The organism is Thalassospira sp. ABD4_177 (assembly GCF_056160125.1).
The window spans coordinates 341030-365377 of sequence record NZ_JBSWWO010000001.1 but is presented as its reverse complement, the minus strand read 5'-3'; the positions used below and the strand labels follow the sequence as shown (position 1 = coordinate 365377).

Genomic DNA, 24348 nt, shown 5'->3' with positions numbered 1-24348 from the left:
ATCGGTGGTGTTTCGATCCAGAAACATGAAAAGACCTGCCTTTCTTGCAACTCCAAGGTTTTTGATCCGTCCGCACGCACCAGCAAACGCCTGAGCGCCTTGCCTGACGGTCAACCGCACATCTTCTTTTCTATCTCCATTAAAATATTCGCCCTTTCGGCAACCACAGATCATTAAACGCACATATGCATCTTCAGGACCTTAAAAAGAAATCTCCGACCGAGCTGCTTGCCCTGTCAGAGGAACTCGAAATCGAAAATGCCAGCACGCTCCGCAAACAGGAGCTGATGTTTGCCATCCTCAAGCAGCTGGCCGAGAACGACCACGCCATTTTTGGTCAGGGCGTTCTTGAAGTTCTGCCGGATGGTTTCGGCTTCCTGCGCAGCCCCGAGGCAAACTATCTTGCCGGCCCCGACGACATTTACGTCAGTCCGAGCCAGGTGCGGCGTTTTGGTCTGCGCACCGGTGATACGGTCGAAGGCCAGATCCGGTCGCCCAAGGAAGGCGAGCGTTATTTTGCACTGCTGAAAGTCGACAAGGTCAACTTCGATGCGCCGGAAAAAGTCCGTCATCGCATCAACTTTGACAACCTGACCCCGCTTTATCCCGATCAGCCCCTGCATATGGAGCGTGAGTCTGATCAGGAAGGCACGAACAAGGACACCACCAACCGCGTGATTGAGCTTGTCTCTCCGCTTGGTAAAGGTCAGCGTGCCCTGATCGTCGCACCGCCGCGCACCGGTAAAACCGTGATGCTGCAAAACATTGCGCACGCGATCGAGGAAAACCATCCGGAAGCCTATCTGATCGTTCTTCTGATTGACGAACGCCCGGAAGAAGTGACCGACATGGACCGCTCGGTGAAGGGTGAGGTGATTTCCTCGACCTTTGATGAACCGGCCCAGCGTCACGTTCAAGTCACTGAAATGGTTCTGGAAAAGGCCAAGCGCCTGGTTGAGCACAAGCATGACGTTGTCATCCTGCTGGACTCCATTACCCGTCTGGCGCGTGCCTATAACACCGTCGTACCAAGCTCGGGCAAGGTCCTGACCGGTGGTGTTGATGCCAATGCACTTCAGCGTCCGAAACGCTTCTTTGGTGCCGCGCGTAACATCGAAGAGGGCGGGTCTTTGACCATCATCGCAACTGCGCTTATCGATACCGGTTCGCGCATGGACGAGGTCATATTTGAAGAATTCAAAGGGACCGGTAACTCCGAACTGGTTCTGGATCGCAAACTGTCTGACAAGCGTATCTTCCCGGCGATTGATATCCTCAAATCGGGGACCCGTAAGGAAGAGCTCCTTGTCGACAAGGGCGTTCTGTCCAAGATGTGGGTCCTTCGCCGTATCCTCAACCCGATGGGCTCGCAGGACGCGATGGAATTCCTGCTTGGCAAGCTCAAGGGCACCAAAAACAACGACGACTTCTTCGATTCCATGAATGGCTAACGCCAGCCGGGCCTGATGGCTCGGCAATTGGATCGACCAAATCAAACGGGGCCCGCTGTGGCCCCGTTTTTTGTGCGGATCCGATCGGCGCGATGTTTCACATGAAACTGTGCGTGCTTGCGATCTTTGATTTACCCGTCATACTTGTATGTCGAAAATGATCGGAAAGGGACGGTGATGACGGGCTTGGAAATCGGTACGGTCATGCTTGGCATTGCGCTGGCGCAGGTGTCACCGGGCCCGAACATGATGGCGGTGTCTGCCGCTGCATTATCGGGTGGACGACGGGCCGGGATGCTGACGGCATCGGGCATTGCGACTGGCGTCTTCGTCTGGTCCATCCTGTTTTCTTTCGGAATCGGAACGATTATTGATGCCTTCCCGCAGACCTTGACGGCGATGAAGATATTGGGCGGCACGTACTTCCTGTATCTCGCAGCCAAATCCCTGCGCAGTTGCCTGAAACGCCCGGGCAATCACGCCCCTATATCGGATCCCCAAATCTTCCCAAGACTGGGCCTTGTCTCCTGGCGGACCGGTCTTCTGGTGGTGTTGACCAATCCCAAGGCGGCGATGATGTGGGTGGCGGTATCGATGTTTCTGGCCTCCGCCCACGGGGCGCATTCTTCGCTGGTCTTGATCGGTGTGATGGCCGCCATTTCTGCGATGATGGTCTATGGGACCTATGCCGTGCTGTTTTCAACTGGCGTTGCTGTCAGAACCTATCTGCGCTTTTTCCGCGCCATTGATGCCAGTTTCGGGGCGATTTTCGGCCTGATTGGCGGGCGGTTGCTGTTGGATGGGTTGCGCGCGTTGCGCAATTGACCGGCGCAATATCAGCCAAGTGAGGTGCATCCCTAAGCCAGGGCCAAAATCACCTCTGCGACATTCCCGCCCAGCTTTTGGCGTTCGACGCGGGCATCGCCCGGCTCGATGCTGAAACTGTCGTCGCTCAGCTGCAGGCCGATATGGCACGTGCCGTAATTGAGCGTAATCGCAAGGGTATGGGCGGTGGTGATTTCGCAGAGCACCGTTTCATTGGCCTCCAGCCGGTTGGGCGGCGGGCTTTGCCAGCCATCCTTGGGGGCCAGGCCGCTCAGATGCAGGGGACTGTCATTGTCGTTGCGCAGGGTCAGTTTCAGGCACAATTCCTGTGACATGGTCCAGATCTCCCTTTGAATGGCGTTGCGTTGATGGGGTTTATACTACCCTGTTTGTGGCGGTTTTTCATGGCTTTGCATGATTTTCAGCCGCCCGGCCCGATGAAAGCTTGAAACCGCGCAAAAGCCGTGTGAATCTGGCCTTTCTGTTCACGACTGTATTGCGCTTTATGCAGCTTCTACTCAAATCTGTTGATTTCGCCGCCCGCGCCCATCGCGACCAGCGTCGCAAAGGCGCCGCACAGGAACCCTATATCAATCACCCGATCGAGGTTTCCCGCCTGATTGTCGAATGCGAACCGGGCACCGACGAGGACATCCTTTGTGCCGCTGTCCTGCATGACGTGATCGAGGATTGCGGTGCGACCCGCGATGAAATCGCCGCCTGCTTTAATGATATTGTTGCCGACATCGTGCTGGAAGTCAGTGATGACAAGGCCCTGCCACGTGATGAGCGCAAGGCAAAGCAGATCGAAACTGCCCCAAACCTGACCAACGGCGCCAAGCTGGTCCGTCTGGCCGACAAGGTCGCCAATGTCGGCGCCATGCTGACCGACACCCCGATTGGCTGGGATGAAAAACAGATCCTCGCCTATGTCGACTGGGCCGAAGCGGTGGTCGCCCCATGCCGCGAAGTCAGCGACGGCCTGTCAGAACGCTTTGATGCCATCGCCCGCGATGTGCGGATCTTCCATCAGAACGAACTGAAAGAGGCAGGGAAATAACCCTGCCTCAATCACGAATGCCATATAAATATCAGTGCTATAGCACCAAATCAGACCGTAAAGACGATTGAGCCGTTGGTTTTGCGGCTTTCGAGGTCGTCATGGGCTTTTGCCGCGTCGGCAAGCGGGTAGGTCGCGGTGATGTTGATGGTGACGATGCCTGATTTAAGGACATCAAACAGCTCACCAGCACTCGCCAGTAGCTCTTCGCGGGTGGCGTTATAATGGAAGATGCTGGGTCGGGTCAGGAAATAGGCCCCCGGGGCAAGCTGGGCCAGCGATACCGGCGGCACCGCACCCGATGACTGGCCGAAGCTGACCATCATGCCAAGGCGTTTGAGGCATTTAAGCGAATCATCAAAGGTGTCTTTACCAACCGAATCATAAACAACTTCAACACCTTGGCCATTGGTGATTTCCTTAACGCGCTCGGAGACGACCTCTTCGCGATAGAGGATCGGGTAATCGCAGCCCTTTGCCTTGGCAATCTCGGCCTTTTCCTTGGAGCCCACAGTCCCGATCACGGTCGCACCGAGATGCTTGGCCCACTGGCAGACGATCTGGCCAACGCCACCCGCGGCGGCATGGATAAGGATGGTGTCGCCCTTTTTGACCTCATAGGTCCGGCGCAAAAGATATTGCGCCGTCGTGCCCTGCAACATCGCCGCTGCGGCCAGTTCGAAACTGACATCATCGGGGATCTTGACCAGCCCCTTGGCCGGCATCACGCGCGCTTCGGCATAGGCCCCAAGCGGCTGTGCGGCATAGGCCACGCGATCACCGACTGCCAGATCCGTGACACCGGGACCCACTTCCTCAATGATACCAGCACCTTCAAGCCCAAGACCGGACGGCATGGCAGGTGCGGGATAAACCCCGGAACGGAAATAGATATCGATATAGTTGAGCCCGACCGCCTTTTGCGTCAGGCGCACTTCGCTCTCGCCCGGAGTTCCGACATCGACATCTTCAAATTTCAGGACATCGCTGCCGCCGGTTTCGTAAAATCGGAATGCTTTGGTCATCGCGGACCTCCCTTGATGCGCTGTGTCGCGCCTGTTTGATCAATGGGGGGAGTGTAGGGCAGATATCAGCGATTTGCAGCAGGCGAAGTTATGTATTTTGTAGAGTAGAAATACCGGGCGCCACCCTAAAGATCGAAGCTGCCCTGATCGCTGCCAAGCGGCAGGTCAACGCCTTCGATCTTTAAAAGTGCGCGTTTGGTCTCAAGCCCGCCCTGGCCGGAATATCCGCCCGGCTTGTCGCCTGCGGCCAGAACCCGGTGGCAGGGAATGATGATCGGGATTGGATTAAGGCCACAGGCCGTGCCGACCGACTGGAATGCCTTCGGCGATCCCGCCATGCTCGCCAACTCCTTATAGGTCGCGGTTTTGCCCGCCGGGATCTTGCACATCGCATCCCAGACCGCCTTTTGAAAATCCGTGCCATCCGGAGCGAGTGGCAGGTCAAAGTGCTTCAAGTCGCCCGCGAAATAGGCGGTCAGCTGATTTTTGGCGTCTTCCAGCACGGCTGTACTTTCAATCTCGTCAACAAATCCCCAATCAAGCGCAACGATTTGATCTTCAAATGCGAAAACCGTAATTGCGCCAACGGGCGTGTTGATCGAGATTTGCGGCATGGTGGCTGTCTTTCGTGCTTCTAGTTGGGTGTCTTGGGACTACGCAGCCGTGGCCGGCAAATCGGCAAGCAGATTGGTCAGATCCGCGACACTTGTGACCGGGGCCGAACAGACCGGTCCCTGACAGACATAGGCGGTTTCCTTAGCCTGTATCGCGGTCTTGCCTTGGGCCGGATGGCCGTCGGGCAGGGCATCCCCGTCAGACAAGATCGTGATCGCCCGGTTTGGCAGGTAGCTGCCAAATATCGCCCGGCGCATATCGAGATAGGTCTGGCTGCGATCCTTGGCGATGAGCACGATCTGCACCGGGTTTTGCAGCATTTCTGCCGCCATCATAAGACCCGGCATATTGGGGAACTGCTCGCCAATCCGTCCGCTAAAGGCTGACAGGGTGATTTCAGCGTGATCACGGTATTTGGTGTCCCCGGTCAGGGCATAAAGTTTGGCAAGGTTCTGGGCCATGATCGCGTTACCGGACGGCACCGCATTATCCATGAAGGGTTTCTGGCGCACGACAAGATCACTGGCATCCGATGCCGACTGGAAATAACCGCCCTTGGCATCGGCAAACAGGGTTTCCACGGTCGCCGACCAGCGGATGGCTTCATTAAGATAAACATCCTCGCCAAAGCACTCATAAAGCCTCAAAGCCGCACGGATCATATGCGCATAATCCTCGAGCATCCCGGCATGCTGGACGCGGCCATCGCGATAGCTGTGCAGGAAGCGATCACCCTCCATGAGCGTATTGAGCACAAAGCCATAGGCAAGCTTGGCGTAATCGAGCCATTCGGGACGGTGGAAGGTCATGGCTGCCTCGGCAAAGGCGGCAATCGTCATGGCGTTCCAGTCGGTCAGCGCCTTGTCATCCCAGCCCGGGCGAATGCGTTTGGCGCGTTCTGCCAGAAGCTTGGCGCGAAGCTCGGCCAGCTTTTCCTCGGTCGCGTCATCGGAAAGTGCCAGCCCCGATGCGGTGCGGTTGAGGATATTGTGGCCTTCCCAGTTGCCGTCGTTTGATACGTCATAGAATTTCTTGAACAGGTCAGCATCCGCGCCAAGGATCTGATCAATCTCGGTTTCCGACCAGACATAGAACTTGCCTTCGACCCCTTCGCTGTCGGCATCCAGACTTGCGGTAAAGGCGCCGCCGGGGATGCGCATTTCGCGCAGGATCCAGGTAATGGTTTCCTCGACCCGCTTGGCATAAAGCGGATTGGGATCGACGCGCCAGACATCGCAGAGAAGATCAATCAGCTGGGCATTGTCATACAGCATCTTTTCGAAATGCGGCACCAGCCATTGATCATCCACGGCATAGCGGGCGAAACCGCCGCCGAGATGATCATAAATCCCGCCCTGGCACATGCGATCCAGGCTGTGTTTGACGATGCGTTTGAGCCCGTCATCCTCGGTGCGCACACCGGTGCGCCACAGATATGACAGTAGGCTGGGCTGCGGGAATTTCGGTGCGCCGGATGTCCCGCCATTTTCCCCATCCATGATCTGCAAACAGCCATGGCCGCAACGATCAATCATCTCAAGGGTCGGGATCGCACCGACCGTCGCCCGGTTCATCTTGATCAGCGCATTGGAAATCTGGCTGACATTGTGGCGCACATCATCGGGTTTTTCGGCGTAAATCTTGGCGACCGTTTTCAGCACATCCCCAAATCCCGGCCGGCCATAGCGCGCCTCCTTGGGGAAATAGGTCCCACCCCAGAACGGTTCGCCATCCGGGGTCAGGAACATGGTCAGTGGCCAGCCACCCTGTTGTCCCAGAAGGGCCAGCGCATTCTGATAAAGCGCATCAAGATCCGGGCGTTCTTCACGGTCGAGCTTGATATTGATGAAAAGGTCATTCATCAGGGCGGCGATGCCGTCATCCTCAAAGCTTTCATGGGCCATGACATGGCACCAGTGACACGCCGCATAGCCGACTGAGAGCAAGATCGGCTTGTTGGCGGCCTTTGCGTGCTCAAGGACTTCGCTGCTCCAGGGCTGCCAATGCACCGGGTTGTCACGATGCTGGACAAGATAGGGGCTTGTTTCCGAACCAAGATTGTTACGTGCGAGTTCCATTTTGTGTCCTGTGCCTGGTGCGCATTTGGGTCTGCGACCGGTTCTTTTTTGTTCATGGCTGTATTATCATCAAGCCTATCGGACATGGATAAAATAACAAGGGATTCGAGAGTCTTAGGGGGCAAATTTCACTAATTCTTGATGATCGTTGATACATTTGCGATAAATCATGGCAAATGACGCGCGATTGATTAAAAAACCCATCAAGCGTCAAACTTTCGAGATCAGCGTATTGTGACGAACACGTTCAAAAACCCTCTGGCTGGCAATGTCATCCGTGCACTTTGCGCGTTGGCACTTGTTCTGGTGGGTTTTGCGCATCTGGTCCCGCAATTTCCGCAAAGCAACGCAGGCAAGCCTGATCTTTCCTTCTATGCCCTGCCGGACGGGTCGATCCCGTACATTTGCTCTGCCGCTTTCCCGACAGGTGCAAATGACGAACCGGCATCCGGTCTGACGCAGGATTGCCCTGCCTGTCGTATTATTTCCTCTATCGTTCTGCCAGTTCCGCAGCCCGCGCTTAAAGTCCGCGAGCCCTATGCGAGGATTTTCTTTCCAAAGGCACAGGAACCCGTTCATTTCGCAGAACCTGTTTTCGCTGATATCTCGCCGCGTGCACCACCCGTCCTGATCGGGTGACTCCCGCTTTCTGCGACTGCACGAAATGACCGTGACCCTACGGGTATTACCGGGTAATGCCGCTGCGCGCTTGGCTTGCTGCGCCTTTCAGATGGCAAGGTCGCGGTCTTGAGAAAATCCTATCAGGAAAACAACAATGAAACTTTTTGCAAAAATTGCCACGGCTGCAATCGGCGCGATTGCGCTGTTTGGCGCGTCCCAGGCACAGGCCGATATCGAAATCACCGATGTTGAAGGCCGCACCATTACCCTTGAAAAGCCCGCTGAACGGGTGATGCTTGGCTTTAACTTCGAAGATTTTCTGGCGATTACCGGTGACGGCGCGCTTGACCGTGTTGTTGCCATCTCCCGCCCGGTCTGGAAGGGATGGCGTCCCAAACAATACGAAACCTATGTCGCCAAATTCCCCGAAATTGATCAGATGACTGATGTTGGCGATACCGAGGGCGGCACATTCTCGATCGAGGCGGCTATTGCGGCCCGCCCGGATCTGGCGATCATGGCCGCCTGGCAATATCGCGCCCTTGGTCAGAATGTCGAGCAGATCGAACAGGCCGGCATCCCGGTTCTGGTGATTGATTACAATGCCCAGACGCTGGACCGTCACCTGACCTCGACCCGCGCCCTTGGTAAGGCAATGGGGACTGAAGACCGGGCCGAGAAGCTCGCCGAGCTTTATGAATCCTATTACCAGGACACCCTCAAACGCGTTGAAGCATCCAAGGTTGCGCGCAAGAAAGTCTATGTCGAACTGGCAAAAAATGGCCCGTCGGAAATCGGCAACAGCTATGCCAATGGCATGTGGGGCGGGTTGGTCGATACGCTGGGTGGCGATAACATCGCCAATGGTCAGATCGAAAATTGGGGCCCGCTGAACCCGGAATATGTCCTTGCCAGCAAGCCAGAGGTGATTTTCCTTGCCGGGTCGGAATGGCTGGGGTCGCCCGGTGCGGTACCGGTCGGCTTTGGCGCGGATCCGGAACTGGTTAATGAGCGCATGGCGGCTTATCTCGGTCGTCCGGGTTGGTCGGACCTGCCAGCTGTTCAGGATGGCGAGATTTATGCGCTTTATCATGGCGGTGCGCGTACGCTTTCGGACTTCGTCTATATGCGTATGGTCGCCAAGGCGCTTTATCCGGACAGCTTTGCCGATATCCATCCGCGTAAAGAGCTTGAAGCATTTTATGCCGATTGGCTGCCGGTGGACCCGGACGGCGTGTTTGTCGCGCGTTATGTCCCGGTCGGGCAATAACGGGCAATGCACCGCGAAACAATGACCGTCGATACCCGGCATATTGCCGGGTATCGACGCATGGCCTTCAAACGCGCTTTGGCACTGGGTGGCGCGATTTTTGTCATGCTGTGGCTGGTTATTCTTGATCTGTCGATCGGGCCATCCGGCATGCCGCTGTCAGATGTCATTGATGCGGTTCTGGCCGGGCCGGATGGTGCCGACCGCGCGACAGCGACCATCATCTGGTATTTGCGGATGCCGCAAAGTCTGATGGCGGTGATTGTCGGCATGTGCCTTGGCATTGCCGGTCTCCAGATGCAGACGATCCTTGATAACCCGCTGGCCAGTCCTTTTACGCTGGGTTTTTCGGCTGCCGCCGGTTTTGGTGCGGCTTTGTCGATCATGTTTGGCGCCGCTTTGCCCTTGCCGGAATATCTCATCACCCCGATTGCTGCCTTTGCCATGACGATCCTTGCCTGTGTGATTGTCTATGGCATGGTGCATGCGCTGGGCGAAACGCCGGAAATCCTTGTTCTGTGCGGGATTGGCGTGTTGTTTCTGTTCCAGTCGCTGCAATCGCTTTTGCAATATCTTGCCTCGCCGGAGATCCTGCAGCAGATCGTTTTTTGGTTGTTTGGCAGCCTGCTTAAAGCCAATTGGACGAGTGTGGCGGTCACAAGCCTTGTGGCATTGGCCTGCTTGCCATTCATTCTGCACGATACCTGGAAACTGACCGTCTTGCGTCTGGGCGATGCCAATGCGGCAAGTCTGGGCATTTCGGTGGGTCGGTTGCGCCGGCGCAGCTTTGTGCTGATTGCGCTTTTAACCGCCGCCGCGGTCAGTTTTGTCGGCACCATCGGTTTTGTCGGACTTGTTGCCCCGCATGTCGCCAAGGCACTGGTCGGCGAAGATCATCGCTTTGCCATTCCGCTATCGGCCATGGTGGGGGCGGTCATCCTTGCCAGCGCATCGGTATTTGGCAAGCTGATTTCGCCGGGTGGGGTTATTCCGGTTGGCATCATTACTGCGGTGGCGGGTATTCCCATGCTGTTTCTGGTTATTTACGCACGTAAAAGGCGGTCCTCATGAAAACGCAAACGCTTGCCATTGCCGATCTGCATGTCCGACGGTCGGGGACTGATATCCTCACTGGCGTCACCTGTTCCTTGACGACCGGACAGGTGGTCGGTGTGATTGGTCCCAATGGGGCGGGGAAATCAACGCTTCTTTCGGCCATGGCCGGGCAATCGGGCTTTTCAGGGTCCGTATCTTGGAACGGGGTGCCGCCGCACATCAGCGATATCGGCTATATGCCGCAATCGTGCAAGGTCACGGCATCGCTGACGGTGCTTGAAACCGTGCTTCTGGGCACGCATGAACGGTTGGGCTGGCGGGTTTCGCAATCAGATATCGCGCGGGCGACCGACATACTGGCGGAATTGTCCTTGTCGCATCTGGCGTCACGCTGCATGACGACGCTTTCGGGCGGGCAGCAGCAGCTTGTTCTTCTCGCCCAACGTCTGGTGCGTCAGCCGGGATTGCTTGTGCTTGATGAAGCCACCAGCGCCCTTGATATGTCCCATCAGATTTCGGTACTGATGCTGCTGAAACGCTATGTCGTGCGCCACAACGCGCTTGCCCTGATGGCCATTCATGACCTCAACATTGCTATGCAATATGCTGATCAGCTTGTCCTGATCCATGATGGTCGGCTTGTGCATCAGGATGCGCCCGAGAACGTGCTTTCTGTTGCAAACATTCGTCGATGTTACGGGCTTGATGTCGACCTTGTCGCCCGGGCGGGCGGTAGGCCGGTGATTGCACCGCGGCCACAAGTCATGGCGTAAATTCGCAAATTTGCCGATCTAAGCGCATCGGGGCGATCCATTTTTGGTGGTTTTCCGGGGAGCTTGCGGCCAAGGGGAGCCTCTCTGAGTGCTTTGTGTTTGAGATGTTGCCATTCCCCGTCATAATGGCGACAACCAGACAGCGATAACGCGAACAAAAACGCATGAGGAGATCAGGGCCATGAAAGTAACCGTGAATATTGATTGCACCCCGGAAGAGGCACGGACCTTCTTTGGCCTTCCTGATGTTCAGCCGATGCAAAAGGCGATGATGCAAGACATCGAAGACCGCATGAAAGCCAATCTGGCGGCGATGGATCCGGAAACCATGCTCAATACCTGGCTGCCCCAAGGCATTCAGAACTGGGAACAGCTGCAAAAAGCCTTCTGGGGCCAGTTCAACAGCACACCGGGCAGCAGCTCTGGTAGCAAGGACTGAGCCGGGATCAAATGAATTCCATGCGTGAACATTTTTATCAGGCCCATGTTTTCGTCTGCCAGAACGAACGCCCGGCCGGCCATGAACGCGGGTGTTGCAATTCCAAGGGCGCGACCAAACTTCGCAATTACATGAAGGTGCGCGCCAAGGAGCTCGGCCTGCCGCAAACCCGGATCAATACTGCCGGCTGTCTCGATCGCTGCGAACTGGGCCCGGTGATGGTGGTCTATCCCGAAGGCACCTGGTATCGCTTTGATACGATGGAAGACATCGAGGCGATCCTCAATGACCATCTGATTGGCGGGCAGGTGGTCGAACGCCTGCAGCTTTAACGGCTTGCATTATCTGAACGGTAGGTTTCTTAGCTTTGGATCAAAGTAAGTAATCTCAAATTTCCCGTCATCGAGTTTGCCGATCTTTTCGAATTTTGCTCCAGTGACCATCTGTATCACCCTTCCATTTTCGTACAGATGAATGTTTAAGGGCTGCCGCTCCTTGATAAGTTGCCACAAAGTAGAAATGTTCTCAGTCTCAGCGATGATACGATGCCTATCATTGGTTGGCGTTAGCTGGATTGGCAACAAACAGTGATCCGTTGGTTCGAACACAGCTATTTGGTACCCATTTGGTAAACGTGCGTTCGTAGGCGGTGTGTCTGAGAAAGTGATGGGTAGGTTAGGGCTGCGAAACTTTTTGTGCTCGTCGAGGAACTGCTTGGCGAAATCAAATTCATCTGTTGCTGAATAGATGAATCTATTGCTTTGCATAATTTGTTGATTGTTATTTTGTATGACCTCCGCGTCGGAGAGTTCAAAAGGCTTTCCAACTGACACACATTCAAGAATTTTTTTGCAGTTCTAGCGGTCTTTTCTTCCAAATCCAGAAATGTATTTTGTCTAACTTTCTCAAGTATCGTTGGGCAATTTAAGGTTATGGCGTACTTGGGTGACAAGGGTAAGGTTAAAAGAATTCCAGCGGATTCTAGCCCTAAATCGCCGTATGGAAAGGCATTCTGTAATGTGATGGGGTGATCAGAGATAACGAATTGTCTGCTTCCGGTAGCGACGTAGAGCAATGGAATTAATCTCAGCAGAGATGAAATAAGTTCCCGACGATTAAGAAACATATCCTTAGCGAATTTGCGGGCGTCGTTCTCGCTCGGCATGGAAGTGATGTCACTAATACCGTGCCGGTTTGCAAAATCTCGTATTTGTGATGCAGCTTCGACTAAGCTCTGTCGAAGAAATTCAGTTCGAATGTACTGAGTAACGAATAAGTCGGAGAGAGCCGTTCTGTCATTTTGGCTTAGCCAATCGATTGAGCCTCTCTCTAAGATTTTCGATATTAGCCTAGGAGAGGTTTTATCTACCTCTTGAAATATCCCCTCAAAGACTTCCTTATCTTTTTCCGAAAAAATCGTATTAAAATTTTTCTTCGCGCCAGCGTTGTCTTTAATTGAATCTGGGTAGGAGCGATAAGTTTGTTTATCGAATGTGTAAACGAACTTTTCATCTGAGCTGCCCGAAAAATGGCGTAGTTGTGCTTGCGGCACATAGTGGTGGATTTTTGGAGAGCTATCTCTTTTGTTCGCCTTAGGCATAATCTTTGAACCCAAGCTTGTTTGATTTTAATGGCGTAGTTTGGGAAGTCTATTTGTAGCATAGAAAATAGTATTGCAGATTTCGTCATGTCGGAATTTGGACAGACCAATGTGCCGGAAACCTTGATTTTTTAGCGAGGCTTAAAGCCCTGTTGGTTGTTTTCTGCGATATGTTGACCTTTGCCGCTGTCTGGACGATATCCTCGTCAGCCACGCAACCGCATCTTCAAAACTGACGGACCCGCCATGATTGCCAGCCGAGAAACCATTTTTGCCCTGTCCTCCGGCGCGGGGCGTGCCGGCGTTGCCGTGATCCGATTATCCGGGCCGCGATCCGGGGCGGTGCTGTGCGCGTTATTGGGTCGGGATGCCATGCCCAAACCGCGCCATGCGATCTATGCCCCGATCCGTGATCCGCAATCGGGTGAACGGCTTGATGATGCGGTGGCGATCTATTTCGAAGGCCCGGCAAGCTTTACCGGCGAAGACGTGGTCGAGCTGCATGTTCATGGCGGCCGGGCTGTGGTCGAAGGGGTACTCGATTGCCTGTCGCGCCAGGATGGATTGCGCGTTGCCGAACCCGGTGAATATACCCGGCGCGCCTTTGAAAACGGCAAGATGGATCTGACCTCGGCCGAAGGCATTGCCGATCTGATTGATGCCGAGACATCCGCCCAGCGCCGCCAAGCCGTGCGCCAAATGGCCGGTGAATTGGGCACGCTTTATGAAGGCTGGCGCGCGCGTTTGATGAAGGCCCTCGCGCATATCGAGGCCGATATCGATTTCCCCGACGAAGACCTTCCTGACGGCATCGTACCCGTGGTGCGCGGCGATCTGATGAGTGTGTTTGGCGAGGTCAAAAAACATCTGGCTGATAACCGACGCGGCGAACGGCTGCGCGAAGGGTTTCAGATCGTTATCCTTGGCGCGCCCAATGCCGGTAAATCAAGCCTGCTCAACCGGCTTGCCCAGCGTGACGCCGCCATTGTCTCCGAGATCGCCGGGACCACGCGCGACATGATCGAAGTCCATCTGGATCTTGGTGGCTTCCCGGTCACCATGGTCGATACCGCAGGCCTGCGCGAAAGCGGTGATGTGATTGAGTCCGAGGGCGTGCGCCGGGCGACGGAGCGGGCCGAGAATGCCGACCTCAGGCTGGTGGTGATTGATCGCGCGGACTGGCCGACTATCGATCCGGAGGCCGCGCGTCTGATCGATGACAAGACGCTTATTGTGATCAATAAGGTCGATGCAACAGATGCCATTGATGTCCCGGCCCAGTGGCAGGGGACATCAGCCGATGGCCACGCACTGGAGCTTCCCGTTTTGGCCATATCGGCCATGACCGGGCAGGGGATGGAAAGCCTCTTGCAACTGCTGGAGACTCGCGTAAAAGAGGGGCTCGATTTTGCCGGGCCCGTGCCGCTGACACGTTTGCGCCATCGGCGGGCACTTGAAAGTGCCAGCGATCATCTGGATCGCGGATTGCAGACCGATATCGCAGAACTGGCAGCCGAGGATGTACGCCTCGCTGTCCGCGAAATCGGCAAGATTACCGGACGCGTCGATGTGGAAGATTTGCTCGATATCATCTTCGGGGACTTCTGTATCGGCAAATAGAGTTAGGGAAGAGTCGTTAGGCTTGAGCCCAACCAATGTTTCACGTGAAACATTCGTCACAAGGTTGATCATATAAGTCTATTCGAACCAAACACGGTTCACGCCTGCAGCATGATAAGCTGCGGGGATTGAGTGAGGAAGTCGATGTCAAAGAACGTGCCAAATAACCGCTTTGATGTGATTGTGGTCGGCGGTGGCCATGCCGGATGTGAAGCCGCTGCGGCCGCTGCGCGCATGGGTGCTGCCACGGCACTGGTCACGCATCGCGCCGATCGCATCGGAGAAATGTCATGCAACCCGGCCATCGGTGGTCTGGGGAAGGGACATATGGTACGCGAAGTCGATGCGCTTGACGGTGTAATGGGCCGTGCGATTGACCGTGCCGGCATCCAGTTCCGCATGCTCAACCGTTCCAAGGGTCCGGCGGTACGTGGGCCACGCGCGCAGGCCGACCGTAAACTTTATCGTCAGGCGGTGCAGGATATTCTGGCGGATCAGGAAAACCTCACCATCCTTGAAGGCGGCGTTGAGGACCTGATCATTGATGACAACAACCGGATCAAGGGTGTCGTCACCGGTGATGGTTCGGAATATACGGCTGGCGCGGTGGTGCTGACCACGGGTACGTTCCTCAATGGTCTGATCCATATTGGCGAGAAGTCCGAGCCGGCCGGTCGTATGGGCGATGCCCCGGCAACGGGCCTGTCCGATACACTGGCGAAATACGAATTCCGATTAGGACGTTTGAAAACCGGAACCCCGGCACGTCTTGATGGCCGAACCATTGATTGGGCTAGCCTGCAGGAACAGCCGGGCGATACACCGCCCGATCCGTTTTCCTTCCTGACCAAGGAAATCACGGTGCCGCAGATTCCCTGCCACCTGACCTGGACGACCGAGGCGACCCACGAAATCATTCGCGCCAATCTCGACCGTGCGCCGATGTATAGCGGCAAGATCCAAAGCAGCGGTCCGCGCTATTGCCCGTCCATCGAAGACAAGGTCGTACGCTTCGCCGAGAAAAATCAGCATCAGATTTTCCTTGAGCCCGAAGGCCTCGATGACCCGACCGTTTACCCAAATGGCATTTCGACCTCGCTGCCAGAAGACGTCCAGCTGGCCATGCTGGCCACCATTCCGGGTCTGGAAAAGGTCGAGATCTTCCGTCCCGGTTATGCCGTGGAATATGATTTCGTCGATCCGCGCGAGTTGCGCCATACGCTGGAAACCAAAAAGGTCGCGGCCCTGTTCTTTGCCGGACAGATCAATGGCACGACCGGCTATGAAGAAGCCGCCGGGCAGGGGCTGATTGCCGGTGTGAATGCGGCTCTGATTGCTGGTGGGACGGAACGTGAATTTGTTCTCGATCGTGCGGACGCCTATATCGGCGTGATGATCGATGACCTGGTCACCCTTGGCACGCGTGAACCCTATCGCATGTTCACCTCGCGCGCAGAGTATCGCCTGATGTTGCGCGCCGATAACGCCGATCAGCGTCTGACCGATCGCGGTCTGGATATCGACTGCATCGCATCGACCCGCGAACAGGCCTGGGATGCCAAGAAGTCGGCATTGAATGCGGCCAAGACCGAGGTCGCCGAGCTGACCGAAACCCCGAATGGTCTGGCCAAGTTCGATATCAGAATCAATCAGGATGGGGTGCGCCGGTCGGCCTATGATCTGCTGGCTTATCCCGATATCGACTTCGATACCCTGACCAAGGTCTGGCCGCAGCTCGGCGCATTTGATCCGGCAATCAAGGAACAGGTGGCGATTGATGCTCAGTACAAGGGCTATCTCGATCGCCAGGCGGCCGACATTGCCGCCTTCCGTCGGGACGAGGAATTGCGTCTGCCGCGTGGTCTTGATTTCGATAAGGTCGGTGGCCTGTCGGCTGAGATCCGGCTTAAGCTCAAAGAAATCCAGCCGGAAACCATCGGTGCCGCATCGCGCATCCCGGGTGTCACCCCGGCGGCGGTCACGGCACTGCTCGGCCATATCAAAAGCCACAAGCATCAGAACGCAGCGGCATCGCGTACCGCCTGATCAACTTGTGACGGGTTCCGGCTGCGGCCACACATATATATAAAGTGTCCGCACCAAACACATCCGACAACTGATCCCAGATCCGAACACCCGGCCAAACCATCGGCCGGGTGTTTTGTTTATGGTGTGCGGATGTGCCGGAGCGTGGCAGCGGTTTTGTCGGTCAACCATCATGCCATTCCAATCGGCGCGCATAAACGACGGCGGGTGAAGAGGGGTACATCTACATACCCACACACCGGCCCGGCGTATGCCGAGTCGCAGAAGGTTTTGCCCACGTTATGGGCCGACTCGGCTGATGGCGTGCGAGGGCAGGACAAACTTCCTCGAATATGCGGAGAAATTGGGCCGGGGTGATCGGTTCTGAGCGTGTGAATGTTTCACGTGAAACATTCGATGTGTTTTATTTCGATTTTGTCGCATCCGACGAGGCCAAAAACACAAAATGGCAAAAATCAAGACTGGAGTGTTTTTCTGGGTGGGCCTATAAATCAAATATGCAGACAATTTCCACACCCGTAAAAACCTGGTTTGAGCAGGATTTGAATGTTTCACGTGAAACATTGGACCGCCTCAACCAGTATGCAGACCTCGTCGTGAAGTGGCAGCCACGCATCAATATCGTTGGCGCCAGCACGGCCGAAGACGTTTGGGGGCGTCATTTGCAGGATTCCGCACAGCTTTGGCCGCATCTTTCCGATATCGCGGCCGATGGCAAGATCGTTGATTTCGGATCGGGTGCTGGGTTCCCGGGCATCGTTCTGGCGATCCTTGGGGCCAACAATGTGACCCTGATGGAATCTAATACCAAGAAGACGGTCTTTCTGATGGAGGCCGCGCGGGTGTGTGGTGTGTTGGGCCAGACCGAGATTGCCCGCGAACGGATTGAGGCGGCAGCGCCGCGTAAGGCCGATGTAATTACGGCGCGTGCCTTTGCGCCACTGCCAAAGCTTTTGGAATTGGGGCAGCGCCATTTGAAAGACGGCGGCCATTATGTGCTGCTAAAGGGACGTGCCTTTGAGGATGAACTGGCGGACGCACGCGATGCCGGTTGGACATTTGATGTAACCACGCATGCCAGCCTGGTCGATCCGGACGGTGTCGTGATGATCTTAAAAGGAGTGGGCCGGTGACGGATGTTATTGATTTGCCGCTTTCGACGAAATCAGAGGGTGCCGGAAATCGTCCGCGCATCATCGCCGTGGCCAACCAGAAAGGCGGGGTGGGCAAGACCACCACGACCATCAATCTGGCAACCGCCCTGGCGGCGGTGAACCAGCGGGTTCTGATTGTCGATCTCGATCCGCAGGGCAATGCCAGTACCGGTTTGGGCTTGCGTCCATCTGATCGCGAAATCAGTTCTTATGACGTGCTGATCAATGGCAATACGCTTGAAGAGGCGCGCAAGGAAACCAGCATTCCGCGGCTTAGCATCGTACCTTCGGGCATGGATCTTTCCGGGGCTGAGATCGAGCTGGTTGATTTTGAACGGCGCGAGACGCAGCTTAAGGATTCGCTTGGCAAACTGCCGCAGGATGTTGATTACGTCCTGATTGATTGCCCGCCGTCGCTGGGTCTTTTGACCCTGAATGCGCTGGTGGCGTCTGATGCGGTTCTGGTGCCGCTGCAATGTGAGTTCTTTGCCCTTGAAGGGGTCAGCCATCTGGTCCGGACCATCAAACGGGTCAAGAAGGCGTTCAATCCGAACCTTGAAATCCAGGGCATTGTGCTGACCATGTATGACAAGCGTAACAACCTGTCGGCCCAGGTGGCCAATGATGTGCGCGACTATTTCGGTGATGTGGTTTATCGCACGGTGATCCCGCGCAATGTCCGCGTTTCCGAAGCCCCCAGCCACGGTGCGCCGGTGCTGGTGTATGACATGAAGTGCCCGGGATCACGGGCCTATTTGAATCTGGCGAGCGAAGTCCTGAAACGCGAAGGGGTGAAAGCATGAGCGAAGCAAAAAAACGCGGCTTGGGAAGGGGACTGTCTGCACTTCTGGGCGAAGAAGACGAAGATGTTGCGGTTGCCGCAAGTGGCGATGATACCGGCGAGGCGGCTCATCCGGGACCGGGGGGCACGACGCAGCTGATTGCGATTACCGATCTGAAGCCGTCGCCGTTCCAGCCGCGCAGCAATTTTGACGATGACGCGATTGATGATCTGGCGGCCTCGATCCGCGAAAAGGGTATCATTCAGCCGATTCTGGTGCGTGCGTCTTCGACGGGTGAAACCACCTATGAAATCATTGCCGGTGAGCGGCGCTGGCGCGCGGCCCAGCGGGCACAGCTGCACGAAGTGCCGGTTCTGGTGCGCGAGTTTGATGACCGCGAAACGGCCGAAATTGCCCTGATCGAAAACCTGCAGCGTCAGGATTTGTCGCCGCTTGAAGAGGCCGAAGGCTATAACCGCCTGATGAGCGAGTTTTCCCACACGCAGGAAGCGCTGGGTCAGGCACTTGGTAAAAGCCGCAGCCACATTGCCAACAGTCTGCGTCTTCTGGGTCTGCCGGCACCGATCAAGCAGATGCTCTCGGACAAGGTGTTAAGCTCTGGCCATGCACGTGCGCTTCTGGGTGCGGAAAACGCGGTCGAGCTTGCCGGACAGATCGTCAAGAAGGGCTTGAACGTTCGTCAGGCCGAAAAGCTTGTTAAAACCGATGGTGGTAAGGCGTCGCGTCCGAAGAAATCATCCGGCGGGGCATCGACGGAGAAAGACCCAGATACAGTGGCTCTGGAGCGTGACCTTAGCAATATGTTGGGGTTGGCGGTCAATATCGACTTTGACGGGGCGTCTGGCAAAATCTCGATCCGCTATGACACGCTCGAGCAGCTTGATGACATTCTGCAGCGCCTGACCCATGGCAAGGCCAGCGAGCTTGGCGAGGATGAAGTCGAGGTAAGTTCACCAGAGTCGGATGACAACGAATTCGATTCGATGTTTATCGAAGATGACGACTCCGATGTTGGTGACGACTCTGACGAAGATGATCTGACGGCCGAGCTGGAAACGATTGCCGATGCGACTTTGCCAGAAAGCGCAGACGATGATTTCGTCATCGAAGGGCCGGAAGGCGATGATCCGATCGAAAGCGAAGAGGTCAGCGAGGACGCGCTTGATGATCTGATTGCTGAGGAGGTTACAGATGGCACGGGAAAAAAGCCGTAACCAAAACCAGCATGAAGGCGCTTGATCGCGAAAAAATCGATCAGCTCAAGAAGCTTAAGGAAGAAGATTCGAAAGCGCGTCGGGGATCGGTTGAGGTAAAGCGGGTGCTTTAAGGTGCTCTTGTGATTCGGTTCCCCAGTCCTGTGGGTCACTCAGATCTTTAAAGGCATGTCACATTGCGTGGCATGCTTTTTTCTTGCACGGGTGGCAATAGCGGTTAGCGCCGAACCTGTTTCTGGCGGGCAACCGCGACCTTGATCATGGCGCGGTGCGCGATGGTCTCGGGGATTGCCAGGCCACTTTTGCAGTCCTTTTCGGCCTCAAGCAGGATTTGCAGGGCACGTTGCAGGTTGTGGACCGCCCAGTTATTCAGGTTGGCGCGGAACTGGTCGGCGGCCTTGAAGAACAGGGGCGGGCGCAGCGATTTCATCGCCTGATTGGCGTCCATTCCCTGCGATACCTGGCCTTTGACCAGATGCAGCTTCTGAAAATAGCTGATCATCATGCGCAGTGCCCCGACCGGATTGAGGCCTTCTTCAACCAATCTTGTCAGGGCAGCATCGAGATTGACGACATTGCCCTGTGAAACAGCCTGAATGACATCGTCATAGTGGCGGGCCGAGCTATCACCCACGCAGGCCATGGCATCGGCCAGCGTGACCTGGCCGTCCTTCAGGGCATAGAGGGCGAGTTTTTCAAGTTCGCTTCGGGAAATCATGCGATCGGAGCCGAGATTGGCGACGAGGTAGCTCGTGGCATCGCGGTCAATGCGAAGTCTATGCTCTTCCATGATCGAATGGATCAGGGTTTCGATATCTCGCGCGCCGTCGGCATAGCAGGGCAGCGCCATGCCATTGCCAGCCTTTTCCACGGCCTGGCGCAGTTTGGAGCGGGTTGGAAGGCTTCCGGCCTCAATGACAATCAGGGCGTCGCCGGCGGGATCGGCAAGGAAGTCAGCAATCACAGGCGCCTGTGCATCCCCGATATCACGGAGTCGGATCACGCGCCGCCCGCCACCGAAACTCATGGCAGCCGATTCGTCACGCAGGCGGCCGGTATCTTCCTTGAGCTGTGCTGCACCAAGCTCAATGACGCGGAAGGGATCCTTGAGGTCCTCAACCACGGTTTTGGCCAGGCGAATTGCGCGTTCGCGCACAAGGCCCTCATCCTCGCCATAAATCAGGACGAGCTGAGCCTTCGCATCCGGGGCGCGCAAGAAGTTTTCAACCTGTGCTGCCTTGAGCTTCATGGTGCGCCTTGTGGTTCCTTAGGGGAGTCGTGAGTGAATAGAGACGAGCGAGTGGGCAGGGGCAGTTATTGCGAGCGCAGACCAATGGCGACCTGATTGGCCAGCTGCTGCGCCAGGTTGCGGGCCGCGTCACCGCGAGCGGCATCCTCGGCCTCGATGCTGGCAAAATCCGAATCGACGATATTGTAGCTGGTGCGGGCGCGGACTGTGCCCTTGCGCAGGACCTTCGTGTCAGATCTTCTAGTGAGTTGATAGTTGGCGTTGATGCGGTAATCGGCGATTGTCGCTTCGTTGTCTTTGGTGAAACCTTGTTCACTGGTCGATTCGCTCAAAGTCACGCTCAGGTCATAAAGTGGGCTTGTGCTTTGTCCACGCGGGGTCAACGTTTTGATCAGGGCATTTCGGGTCAGTTGCCCGACGCGATCATTAATCAGTGCGACATTCACACGCGCCATGCTGGCAGCTGTGTTGTAGTCATCGCCAGCCGTGGCATAAAGCGGGCGAAATCCGCAGGCACTGAGGGTTGTCATGGCTACAAGTGCGAGAATCGGAAGAACCGCGCGCAACGTCATTCGATCATACCTTCTTTATCTTTGGCTTTGATGCCGGGCCTGTTCGGGGCCTGATCAATCCGTCCCTGGCGCCACAATAGTTCGGTTCCGATAAAAGGGCAAAACAGAGTTAGTGCATCCATGAAAGAATGGTACAGCCGAGCATCAACGGGTGCGTGCTGAACCTTTTTGAATTGGCTGCGTAACTCGGCAATGGCCAGATTGTTTTTACCGTTCTGCAGTGCTCTGGTGACGGGGCTCTGTACCAGGTTTTCTTGAGTCGCGCTGTGATGCATGTGACGCGATGCGCAATTACGCCAAACCTCGTGCAGCCATCGCCAGTGCCCAATCAGATTGTTTTGGGTGAGATCCAACGGGCGATGTATTGGAACGTCTGCCAGCAAGGCAAGTGTGAGGATATCAAGACCGACTTCTTCGAGGAGATCATTCCCATTGGTTGACAGTCCGTCTGTACTGACTTTTGCCGGCTGATCTGGAACCGGGGGCGCTGTTGCTTCGCTTGGAAGAGTTCTTTGCACAAGCAACTGATAAAGGTTTGCACGAAGCCCGGTCAGATCATTGCATGATCGTTCGAAAACATCCCTAAAGTCAGGAAATACAAGAAACCCCCAGTCGCGTTTCAGCGAGTGGGGGTTGTATTCCGGCGATATATAGTCGGTGTCTTTCGACATCTGCCTTATTCGGAATTCGCACTGTCAATGCGCAGCTGACGCGCACGGGTCAGGATCGCATCTTCCATGGATGTTACAGTACCCGGTTCGACCACAGCATCCTGCCACTGGTTCGGGCCGACGCTGACCTGACGGAAGACAGAAACCTTGATGGCATCAGAGCGCAAGGATGTTCCAAGGATATAGGTCGTCAGCTTGAAGCGTTCATCCGGAGATTCAGGTGGGGTGTACCAGTCCGTAATAATCACACCGCCAAACGGATCTGCAGAGTTCAAGGGCATGAAGGAGAGCGTATCAAGCGATGCGCGCCACAGGAAACTGTTGACGCCAATGCCGGAACCGCCGCCTTGCTGAGCGTTTTCGCCACCAAAGATGTTGAGCCCTTCGGACCCGAACAGACCGCCGCGCTCTTTTTCCTGGGCGCGGGTCATCGCCTGACCGTTGATACGTTCATCGGTGTTTGCCGAGCCTGGGAACTGATCATAGTCAACCGAGCCGAATGAGCAGCCTGCGAGAATGAGCGCAGCGCTTGCTCCGGTGACCAGCGACTTGAACGAATAAAAGGTTAGCATTTCCTGCCCTTAGACAAATGAATTCAACAAGCAACCCGAATTTTCAGCGAATATAGGGCGGAATTCCGAGATGAGCAAAGAAAACCAGTGTGTTTTTTTTGCCACACTGTGTGGCCAATGTGCCATTTTCGTCACAGCTTTGGTTGACGTGCACACAATTTGGTGGCTCCATCTTTCTCGAACCGGGCGGCAAAAGCTGTCCAAATATTTGTCATAGCGCTGATAAGGCGCATGCAAAGACGTTGAGGGAAAAGATGAAAAAGATTCTTGTTGCTTCCAGCGCACTCGTCGCTGTCGCATTCGCAGGCCAGGCACAGGCTTCTGAGAAAATCAGCCTGTCGGTTGGCGGTTACATGGAACAGTGGATCGGTGTTGCCGATCAGGACACCCCGGCTGCTGGTGGTGCTCCGACTGCTTTCCAGTCCGACACCGAAGTTCACTTCTCTGGTTCGACCACGCTCGATAACGGCATTGAAGTTGGTGCCAAAATCGAACTCGAAGGTGAAGGTGGCAACTCCGGTTCCATGGTTGACGAACAGTACCTGTACGTTAACGGTGGCTTCGGTCAGGTCAAGCTCGGTGCCGAAGACGGCGCAGCAGCTGACATGGGCATCACCGCACCGTCTGTTGGTCCGGTTGGCGTCAACGATGGCGACCTTGGTAACTGGGTTAACACCAACACCCTTCCGGATACCGTTATCCCGGCTGGTGGCGACTCCAAGCGTCTGACCTACTACACCCCGGTTCTTGGTGGTTTCCGCGCTGGTGTTTCCTACACCGATGACGACGGCTCTGAAAACTCTGACTCGGCTAACAGCGGTGACAACATCGTTTCGGGTGGTATTGAGTACCGTGGTGACTTCGATGGCGTCTCTGTTGCTGTTTCCCTCGTTGGTGAGCACGAAGGCGAAGGCGAATGGTACGGCGTTGGCGCGAATGTTGGCTTCGGCGCATTCACCGTTGGCGGTTCTGTCCTGATGCAGGACGGCGAGTTCGGTCAGGGCGAAGCAACCGCTTATCCGGATGACACGACCGACTTCGATCTTGGCGTTTCCTATGCTATGGACGCAGCAACCGTTTCCCTCGGTTACGGTTATGGTGAAGCCGACTCCACCGCTGCTGCTGACGGCGTTGACGAAATCAGCACCGTTGATCTCGGCCTTGCTTACACGCTCGGCGCTGGCGTAACCTGGAAGTCTTCTGTCTTCTGGTTCGACGATCAGGGCAAAGACGCTGGTTCGGCTGACGACAACGAAGGCTTCGGTGCAGTTACCGGTCTCGTACTTTCCTTCTAATCCTTTTCGGATTAGTCGAAAAATTGAAGGGGGTGGATTTTCCACCCCCTTCTTTTTTGTTTTTCGCAGTGAGCGCCTTACGCAGTGAAGCCGAAATAGCATTGGTTTGGTTGGGTGAAGAATTCCTCAATCGATAACCGACAGAACTATCTCCTAGAGTATTGATACACTCATGAAGGACCGCGTTATCATTGGCTGAGAGTTTGAAACCCCCTATAAATGACCGAAATATATTTATATTATCATTATGGGCGTCCAGAAATAGTACCCCTTCAATAAATGACGAAATTACGCCATTTGTGCAGCATATATGCCCTGTATAACGGCGATTAATGTGGC

The 24348-nt window shown here is 55.5% G+C and carries 24 protein-coding genes; 15 read left to right on the top strand and 9 right to left on the bottom strand.

Annotated elements, in window-relative coordinates; translation table 11 throughout:
- The first annotated feature begins 185 nt into the window (after positions 1-185).
- Complete coding sequence (gene rho, locus ACXAF0_RS01690) at positions 186-1451, top strand: transcription termination factor Rho (protein ID WP_475343048.1); 1266 nt, start codon at positions 186-188, stop codon at positions 1449-1451.
- 177 nt (positions 1452-1628) lie between these two features.
- Entirely contained in the window at positions 1629-2276 is a 648-nt protein-coding gene (locus ACXAF0_RS01685) for a LysE family translocator (RefSeq protein WP_475343047.1), read from the top strand.
- A 32-nt stretch (positions 2277-2308) separates the two neighbouring features.
- Here ACXAF0_RS01685 and ACXAF0_RS01680 read toward each other — a convergent pair whose 3' ends face one another.
- Complete coding sequence (locus ACXAF0_RS01680; protein WP_475343046.1) at positions 2309-2611, bottom strand: hypothetical protein; 303 nt, start codon at positions 2609-2611, stop codon at positions 2309-2311.
- A gap of 170 nt (positions 2612-2781) precedes the next feature.
- Here ACXAF0_RS01680 and ACXAF0_RS01675 point away from each other — a divergent pair, with 170 nt between their 5' ends.
- Positions 2782-3336 (top strand): HD domain-containing protein, encoded by a 555-nt coding sequence (locus ACXAF0_RS01675; protein WP_475343045.1) that lies wholly within the window; start codon positions 2782-2784, stop codon positions 3334-3336.
- 50 nt (positions 3337-3386) lie between these two features.
- On the opposite strand, the gene ACXAF0_RS01670 is transcribed toward ACXAF0_RS01675, so the two are convergent.
- From ACXAF0_RS01670 to ACXAF0_RS01660, 3 genes are all read right to left on the bottom strand, one after another.
- The gene (locus ACXAF0_RS01670) at positions 3387-4361 is read right to left on the bottom strand and encodes a quinone oxidoreductase family protein (protein ID WP_475343044.1); all 975 of its coding nucleotides are present in this window, start codon (positions 4359-4361) and stop codon (positions 3387-3389) included.
- Positions 4362-4486: 125 nt separating this feature from the next.
- The gene (locus ACXAF0_RS01665) at positions 4487-4975 is read right to left on the bottom strand and encodes a methylated-DNA--[protein]-cysteine S-methyltransferase (RefSeq protein ID WP_475343043.1); all 489 of its coding nucleotides are present in this window, start codon (positions 4973-4975) and stop codon (positions 4487-4489) included.
- A gap of 39 nt (positions 4976-5014) precedes the next feature.
- The gene (locus ACXAF0_RS01660) at positions 5015-7054 is read right to left on the bottom strand and encodes a thioredoxin domain-containing protein (RefSeq protein WP_475343042.1); all 2040 of its coding nucleotides are present in this window, start codon (positions 7052-7054) and stop codon (positions 5015-5017) included.
- Between the two features lie 234 nt (positions 7055-7288).
- On the opposite strand from ACXAF0_RS01660, the gene ACXAF0_RS01655 reads away from it, so the two are divergent.
- From ACXAF0_RS01655 to ACXAF0_RS01630, 6 genes are all read left to right on the top strand, one after another.
- The gene (locus ACXAF0_RS01655) at positions 7289-7693 is read left to right on the top strand and encodes a hypothetical protein (RefSeq protein WP_475343041.1); all 405 of its coding nucleotides are present in this window, start codon (positions 7289-7291) and stop codon (positions 7691-7693) included.
- A 136-nt stretch (positions 7694-7829) separates the two neighbouring features.
- Complete coding sequence (locus ACXAF0_RS01650; RefSeq protein WP_475343040.1) at positions 7830-8945, top strand: ABC transporter substrate-binding protein; 1116 nt, start codon at positions 7830-7832, stop codon at positions 8943-8945.
- Positions 8946-8951: 6 nt separating this feature from the next.
- On the top strand, positions 8952-10016 hold the full coding sequence (locus ACXAF0_RS01645) for a FecCD family ABC transporter permease (protein ID WP_475343039.1): 1065 nt from the start codon (positions 8952-8954) through the stop codon (positions 10014-10016).
- Complete coding sequence (locus tag ACXAF0_RS01640) at positions 10013-10774, top strand: ABC transporter ATP-binding protein (RefSeq protein WP_475343038.1); 762 nt, start codon at positions 10013-10015, stop codon at positions 10772-10774. Before ACXAF0_RS01645 ends, ACXAF0_RS01640 begins: the two co-directional genes overlap by 4 nt.
- A 181-nt stretch (positions 10775-10955) precedes the next feature.
- Complete coding sequence (locus tag ACXAF0_RS01635) at positions 10956-11213, top strand: DUF6489 family protein (protein WP_475343037.1); 258 nt, start codon at positions 10956-10958, stop codon at positions 11211-11213.
- A gap of 20 nt (positions 11214-11233) precedes the next feature.
- A complete protein-coding gene (locus tag ACXAF0_RS01630; RefSeq protein ID WP_475343036.1) occupies positions 11234-11545 on the top strand; it encodes a (2Fe-2S) ferredoxin domain-containing protein in 312 nt (103 codons plus the stop codon).
- A gap of 278 nt (positions 11546-11823) precedes the next feature.
- Here ACXAF0_RS01630 and ACXAF0_RS01625 read toward each other — a convergent pair whose 3' ends face one another.
- Positions 11824-12813 carry a DUF4238 domain-containing protein gene (locus tag ACXAF0_RS01625; RefSeq protein ID WP_475343035.1) on the bottom strand — a complete coding sequence of 330 codons (990 nt, stop codon included), beginning with the start codon at positions 12811-12813 and terminating at the stop codon, positions 11824-11826.
- Positions 12814-13059: 246 nt separating this feature from the next.
- Between ACXAF0_RS01625 and mnmE the strand changes: the two genes are divergently transcribed.
- The 5 genes from mnmE (at position 13060) to ACXAF0_RS01600 (ending at position 19650) form a co-directional block, all read left to right on the top strand.
- Positions 13060-14433 carry a tRNA uridine-5-carboxymethylaminomethyl(34) synthesis GTPase MnmE gene (mnmE, locus tag ACXAF0_RS01620; RefSeq protein WP_475343034.1) on the top strand — a complete coding sequence of 458 codons (1374 nt, stop codon included), beginning with the start codon at positions 13060-13062 and terminating at the stop codon, positions 14431-14433.
- A gap of 144 nt (positions 14434-14577) precedes the next feature.
- Positions 14578-16479 carry a tRNA uridine-5-carboxymethylaminomethyl(34) synthesis enzyme MnmG gene (mnmG, locus tag ACXAF0_RS01615; RefSeq protein ID WP_475343033.1) on the top strand — a complete coding sequence of 634 codons (1902 nt, stop codon included), beginning with the start codon at positions 14578-14580 and terminating at the stop codon, positions 16477-16479.
- 497 nt (positions 16480-16976) lie between these two features.
- Positions 16977-17612, top strand: a complete 636-nt coding sequence (rsmG, locus tag ACXAF0_RS01610; RefSeq protein ID WP_475343032.1) for a 16S rRNA (guanine(527)-N(7))-methyltransferase RsmG — start codon at positions 16977-16979, stop codon at positions 17610-17612.
- On the top strand, positions 17609-18436 hold the full coding sequence (locus tag ACXAF0_RS01605) for a ParA family protein (protein WP_475343031.1): 828 nt from the start codon (positions 17609-17611) through the stop codon (positions 18434-18436). Before rsmG ends, ACXAF0_RS01605 begins: the two co-directional genes overlap by 4 nt.
- Positions 18433-19650 (top strand): ParB/RepB/Spo0J family partition protein, encoded by a 1218-nt coding sequence (locus tag ACXAF0_RS01600; RefSeq protein ID WP_475343030.1) that lies wholly within the window; start codon positions 18433-18435, stop codon positions 19648-19650. The genes ACXAF0_RS01605 and ACXAF0_RS01600 overlap by 4 nt, the downstream gene beginning before the upstream one ends.
- 217 nt (positions 19651-19867) lie before the next feature.
- Here ACXAF0_RS01600 and holA read toward each other — a convergent pair whose 3' ends face one another.
- The 4 genes from holA to ACXAF0_RS01580 form a co-directional block, all read right to left on the bottom strand.
- Positions 19868-20899 (bottom strand): DNA polymerase III subunit delta, encoded by a 1032-nt coding sequence (gene holA / locus ACXAF0_RS01595; protein ID WP_475343029.1) that lies wholly within the window; start codon positions 20897-20899, stop codon positions 19868-19870.
- A 65-nt stretch (positions 20900-20964) separates the two neighbouring features.
- Positions 20965-21471, bottom strand: coding sequence for an LPS assembly lipoprotein LptE (lptE, locus tag ACXAF0_RS01590; protein ID WP_475343028.1), 507 nt, complete (start codon positions 21469-21471; stop codon positions 20965-20967).
- A complete protein-coding gene (locus tag ACXAF0_RS01585) occupies positions 21468-22142 on the bottom strand; it encodes a hypothetical protein (RefSeq protein WP_475343027.1) in 675 nt (224 codons plus the stop codon). Before ACXAF0_RS01585 ends, lptE begins: the two co-directional genes overlap by 4 nt.
- Positions 22143-22147: 5 nt before the next feature.
- Entirely contained in the window at positions 22148-22714 is a 567-nt protein-coding gene (locus ACXAF0_RS01580; protein ID WP_475343026.1) for a DUF3576 domain-containing protein, read from the bottom strand.
- A 254-nt stretch (positions 22715-22968) separates the two neighbouring features.
- Between ACXAF0_RS01580 and ACXAF0_RS01575 the strand changes: the two genes are divergently transcribed.
- Entirely contained in the window at positions 22969-24009 is a 1041-nt protein-coding gene (locus ACXAF0_RS01575; protein WP_475343025.1) for a porin, read from the top strand.
- Positions 24010-24348 lie beyond the last annotated feature (339 nt).

What these genes read in the sequence shown, in the direction of transcription:
- rho (WP_475343048.1), top strand. Translation starts at nt 186, where the DNA reads ATGCATCTTCAGGACCTTAAAAAGAAATCTCCGACCGAGCTGCTTGCC.
- ACXAF0_RS01685 (WP_475343047.1), top strand. Translation starts at nt 1,629, where the DNA reads ATGACGGGCTTGGAAATCGGTACGGTCATGCTTGGCATTGCGCTGGCG.
- ACXAF0_RS01680 (WP_475343046.1), bottom strand. Translation starts at nt 2,611, where the DNA reads ATGTCACAGGAATTGTGCCTGAAACTGACCCTGCGCAACGACAATGAC.
- ACXAF0_RS01675 (WP_475343045.1), top strand. Translation starts at nt 2,782, where the DNA reads ATGCAGCTTCTACTCAAATCTGTTGATTTCGCCGCCCGCGCCCATCGC.
- ACXAF0_RS01670 (WP_475343044.1), bottom strand. Translation starts at nt 4,361, where the DNA reads ATGACCAAAGCATTCCGATTTTACGAAACCGGCGGCAGCGATGTCCTG.
- ACXAF0_RS01665 (WP_475343043.1), bottom strand. Translation starts at nt 4,975, where the DNA reads ATGCCGCAAATCTCGATCAACACGCCCGTTGGCGCAATTACGGTTTTC.
- ACXAF0_RS01660 (WP_475343042.1), bottom strand. Translation starts at nt 7,054, where the DNA reads ATGGAACTCGCACGTAACAATCTTGGTTCGGAAACAAGCCCCTATCTT.
- ACXAF0_RS01650 (WP_475343040.1), top strand. Translation starts at nt 7,830, where the DNA reads ATGAAACTTTTTGCAAAAATTGCCACGGCTGCAATCGGCGCGATTGCG.
- ACXAF0_RS01645 (WP_475343039.1), top strand. Translation starts at nt 8,952, where the DNA reads ATGCACCGCGAAACAATGACCGTCGATACCCGGCATATTGCCGGGTAT.
- ACXAF0_RS01640 (WP_475343038.1), top strand. Translation starts at nt 10,013, where the DNA reads ATGAAAACGCAAACGCTTGCCATTGCCGATCTGCATGTCCGACGGTCG.
- ACXAF0_RS01635 (WP_475343037.1), top strand. Translation starts at nt 10,956, where the DNA reads ATGAAAGTAACCGTGAATATTGATTGCACCCCGGAAGAGGCACGGACC.
- ACXAF0_RS01630 (WP_475343036.1), top strand. Translation starts at nt 11,234, where the DNA reads ATGCGTGAACATTTTTATCAGGCCCATGTTTTCGTCTGCCAGAACGAA.
- ACXAF0_RS01625 (WP_475343035.1), bottom strand. Translation starts at nt 12,813, where the DNA reads ATGCCTAAGGCGAACAAAAGAGATAGCTCTCCAAAAATCCACCACTAT.
- mnmE (WP_475343034.1), top strand. Translation starts at nt 13,060, where the DNA reads ATGATTGCCAGCCGAGAAACCATTTTTGCCCTGTCCTCCGGCGCGGGG.
- mnmG (WP_475343033.1), top strand. Translation starts at nt 14,578, where the DNA reads ATGTCAAAGAACGTGCCAAATAACCGCTTTGATGTGATTGTGGTCGGC.
- rsmG (WP_475343032.1), top strand. Translation starts at nt 16,977, where the DNA reads ATGCAGACAATTTCCACACCCGTAAAAACCTGGTTTGAGCAGGATTTG.
- ACXAF0_RS01600 (WP_475343030.1), top strand. Translation starts at nt 18,433, where the DNA reads ATGAGCGAAGCAAAAAAACGCGGCTTGGGAAGGGGACTGTCTGCACTT.
- holA (WP_475343029.1), bottom strand. Translation starts at nt 20,899, where the DNA reads ATGAAGCTCAAGGCAGCACAGGTTGAAAACTTCTTGCGCGCCCCGGAT.
- lptE (WP_475343028.1), bottom strand. Translation starts at nt 21,471, where the DNA reads ATGACGTTGCGCGCGGTTCTTCCGATTCTCGCACTTGTAGCCATGACA.
- ACXAF0_RS01585 (WP_475343027.1), bottom strand. Translation starts at nt 22,142, where the DNA reads ATGTCGAAAGACACCGACTATATATCGCCGGAATACAACCCCCACTCG.
- ACXAF0_RS01580 (WP_475343026.1), bottom strand. Translation starts at nt 22,714, where the DNA reads ATGCTAACCTTTTATTCGTTCAAGTCGCTGGTCACCGGAGCAAGCGCT.
- ACXAF0_RS01575 (WP_475343025.1), top strand. Translation starts at nt 22,969, where the DNA reads ATGAAAAAGATTCTTGTTGCTTCCAGCGCACTCGTCGCTGTCGCATTC.